Origin of the sequence: Croceicoccus gelatinilyticus (assembly GCF_018398395.1) — a bacterium.
In the GTDB taxonomy this organism is placed as follows: domain Bacteria; phylum Pseudomonadota; class Alphaproteobacteria; order Sphingomonadales; family Sphingomonadaceae; genus Croceicoccus; species Croceicoccus gelatinilyticus.
The window spans coordinates 1-3,302 of sequence record NZ_JAHCBF010000034.1 but is presented as its reverse complement, the minus strand read 5'-3'; the positions used below and the strand labels follow the sequence as shown (position 1 = coordinate 3,302).

At 60.2% G+C, this 3,302-nt stretch carries 2 protein-coding genes and 1 pseudogene; 1 reads left to right on the top strand and 2 read right to left on the bottom strand.

Annotation, left to right across the window (positions count from 1 at the left end; all coding sequences use genetic code 11):
* Positions 1–401: 401 nt before the first annotated feature.
* Positions 402–830 (bottom strand): annotated as a pseudogene (locus tag KIH45_RS19260) (TonB-dependent receptor plug domain-containing protein); the annotation flags it as partial.
* 267 nt (positions 831–1,097) lie between these two features.
* On the opposite strand from KIH45_RS19260, the gene KIH45_RS18955 reads away from it, so the two are divergent.
* Entirely contained in the window at positions 1,098–1,700 is a 603-nt protein-coding gene (locus tag KIH45_RS18955) for a TetR/AcrR family transcriptional regulator (protein WP_095687535.1), read from the top strand.
* Between the two features lie 276 nt (positions 1,701–1,976).
* Here the strand turns inward: KIH45_RS18955 and KIH45_RS18950 are convergent, their stop codons facing one another.
* Positions 1,977–2,894, bottom strand: coding sequence for a recombinase family protein (locus tag KIH45_RS18950; protein WP_095687534.1), 918 nt, complete (start codon positions 2,892–2,894; stop codon positions 1,977–1,979).
* Positions 2,895–3,302: the final 408 nt, after the last annotated feature.

The following is a 3,302-nucleotide window of genomic DNA, read 5'->3' as shown; positions in this document are numbered from 1 at the left end:
CGACAATACCAGCGCACCGCCCACAGGATCACATCACCCTGGAAATGGCGCCACTTGAAATCCGTCATCGTTCCGTCGTCCAATCTCCGCCAAGCATGCTCAAGCTTCACGATTTTTGCAACAGAGCCGTTTTTGCGGCTTACGCGGCGGTCCAGCGTCCGGTTGTAGAAGGTGCCATGATCGTTGAGCGAGAAGCCCGCCACCTTCACCGCCAGCAGATCAGTCACCACCGGGATCGATACCGAGCCTTCGAAGTCATGTCGGCCATAGCTGCCGACGACCACCCGCGCACGGCCGGAAAGCGGCTCGGACGGCTCTGGCCGGGTGCGCGTGACGTTGAGTGCGCCGCCGGTCGTGTTCTTGCCGAACAGCGTGCCCTGCGGCCCGCGCAGCACTTCAATCTGCTGAAAATCGAACGACTGCAATAGCTGGCCGGTCGAAGTGGACAAGTACACCCCGTCCATCACCACGCCGACGCCCGGCTCGAAGCTCTTTTCGATGTCCTGGAAGGAGATGCCGCGCAGGCTGATGTTGGCCGCGCCCGGCCCCGAAGGCGAAGGCGAGATCGTCAGCGACGGAACCCGCCCGGCCAGATCCTGAATGTCGCGCTGGTTCTGCTTGGCCAGATCGGCGGCCGAAAACGCCGAGACCGAAAGCGGCACGTCCTGAAGGTTCTCCGAGCGCTTCTGCGCGGTCACCACGATCTCGCTGAGCTGGCCATCAGCCGCCGTAGCATCGCCGCCATAGGAACTTTGTGCATGTGCCGTCACGGCAACAAGACCGGCAGCAACGGCAAGAATGCTCGCCGCGCCCTTCAAGCGCTTGGTCATCGATCTCTCCCTTCGCCATCCTCCCGTCTGGTTTGCGGGAGCGGGTGGTTCTGACAACAGTTAAATTTATAACGCGCATTAAAACACCTATCTATTTGATCAGATGGTGCGGGTTTCAGCGCCACTTCGCGAAAATATAATTCGAAAGATAAATTTCTCGGCCAGCTTGGCCAGATCGGGACAAGCGGTTAGATCTGAAAAATGGACATAAACGAGCTTGCCACAGACCCCCCCCCGTCCCGCTCGGACCGAACCCGGCTGCGCATAATGCGCGTCGCCGAGCGTTTGTTCGGCGCAGAGGGCATGAACGGCCCCTCCCTCCGCCAGATCGCAACCGCCGCCGGGCAAAGCAACGCTAGCGTCATCCAGTACCACTTTGCCGACAAGGACAACCTGGTCCGCGAGATCATGCTGAACCGGGTCATCGAAATGGAACCGGCTCGCGCCGCCATGCTGACGACCGCAGAGAGTAACGGCCAACTCGGCAGTCTCGAGACTCTTCTGCGTATCCTGTGCATGCCTCACATCGCCCTACGCGATGACGCCGGGCGTTTCCCCTTCGGTGAGTTCCTGCTGGATTTCATGCTGCGGTATCGCGGACCATCGGCTTCGACGCACCCGTTCGACGCGCAGCCCAATCTGGTGCCCTGCCTTGTGCAGACGCTGTCGCTAATCGATGCCCGCCTACACTACATGGACCGCGCTATTGTCTCGCACCGAACCATGACCGCAGTAGTCATATTTCTCCACAACCTCATACGGGCGAGCGAGCAAAAGCTCGTCGGCCCACCCTTCGATCTGCAGATCGAAGACGCAATCCTGATGGGCACCCAGGCGATATTGGCCCCCTTGCCACCGCTGACCATTTAGGGGCTATTTGAACGGTTATACCGCCCTGATTCGACAAATTGCCGAGGCAAATTCGTCTCCGAGACGGGCTATTTATCTATCGGCCAGCGCCGGCCGTTCCTGAAACGATCGTTGGGGCTTCGGGAATGGCGGATGTTGGATCGGGACCCGTCATTCCCGGCCCAGCTCGCGAACGTCGGTTTTGTCCCAGATCACGTTAGAATCGGTCTGCTTGATTCGCCCGAGGCGGGCAGCGCACCGCTAACGGAATTCTTATTTCGTGCTCCTCCTCTACGCTCATTCGCCAATCTCCTGGGCCGGCGACCTATTAGGAAGAACGCCTAGACCTTGGGCCTGGGCGATGATGCGTCTCACGCCCTCAGGTGACCATTGCATCCCCCCTCGCGGGGTTGGCTCTCGCAAATCCTTACTCAACCAAGCCGCAATGCCGCGCAGCGTGGCGTTTGGCTCAGTTCTGAGCTTGTCGGCGACAAGTAGAGCAACGCGGCTATCACGCGAAAGGCGCGGCGCCGTTTCAAGGATCACAGGATCTGCGTACCCTGCATCAACAAGCGTTCGGCACGCCTTCACCAGCGTGCGTTCAGAAAACGAGCGCACCGGGGGCTTGAGCGTCCGAATGTGCCGCAACACCAACGCCCAAGGCAACTGCGGCCGCAAGCGCTCAACGAGCGGCAGCCAACCCCGCCGGCCATCAATCAGTTCGTGGAGATGCTTTTCCCTCAGGCTGTGACGCAAGTTATCGATTGCTGACGGATCCCGTGCGCGCATTTTCGGATTTCCCGGCTTAGCGCCGCGCGCGACAGCCGCCTTGAGGCCGGCGCGCGTACGCTCGCGAATAAGCGCCCGTTCGAACTCTGCAAAGGCGCCAAGCATCTGTGTCATCAGCATGCCTTGCGGGCTGCTGGTGTCGATCGGATCGTTGATCGAGCGAAAATACGCGCCCTTCTCACGAAGCGCTTCGACCATTTCCAGCAAATGCGACAACGATCGTGCGAGGCGATCAATCCGCACAACCACAAGGGTGTCCCCCTGCCCTACCGCTGCGAGCGCGTTGGCTAGTTTTGGTCGGCTCCGGCTAGCGCCGCTGGCCCGGTCCTCGAATATGGTCATGCAGCCGGCGCGCCGGAGCTCAGTGAGTTGCGCGAAGGTATCCTGTTCGTCGGTAGATACGCGGGCGTAACCAATAAGGGGCATTTGTCACAATCCATCTAATGGGAACAACCGACCGGTTGCCCCCGTTAGATATAGCTTTTCGGTCAATTTGGCCAGTACCAGTCCGAGTGCCCTGCCCGCCTTTGCCAGGCACCGAAGGGAATGGATGGCGCAAAGATCCTCGAACCCGGCGCGGGCGGCGAAGGAATTGGAGGCGACGTGGCTCGCTACTGACGCGAATGGCGCAATTCTGCGGACCTAGGCTGCGGCAGCGGTCGTCAGTCCAGTGTTTTGCTACCAAGAATCCAGCGATCTGGGAAAATCTCGACAGCCTGCGCCGCAGAGAACCGTCGAGTCCGGCCAAACGGGGAAATGTCGGCTGCCAAAATTGACGACACCCCGGCATCCGGCCGAGCCGTTGCTGCGCCATAATTGATGACCATGCGGCGG

What these genes read in the sequence shown, in the direction of transcription:
- KIH45_RS18955 (WP_095687535.1), top strand. Translation starts at nt 1,098, where the DNA reads ATGCGCGTCGCCGAGCGTTTGTTCGGCGCAGAGGGCATGAACGGCCCC.
- KIH45_RS18950 (WP_095687534.1), bottom strand. Translation starts at nt 2,894, where the DNA reads ATGCCCCTTATTGGTTACGCCCGCGTATCTACCGACGAACAGGATACC.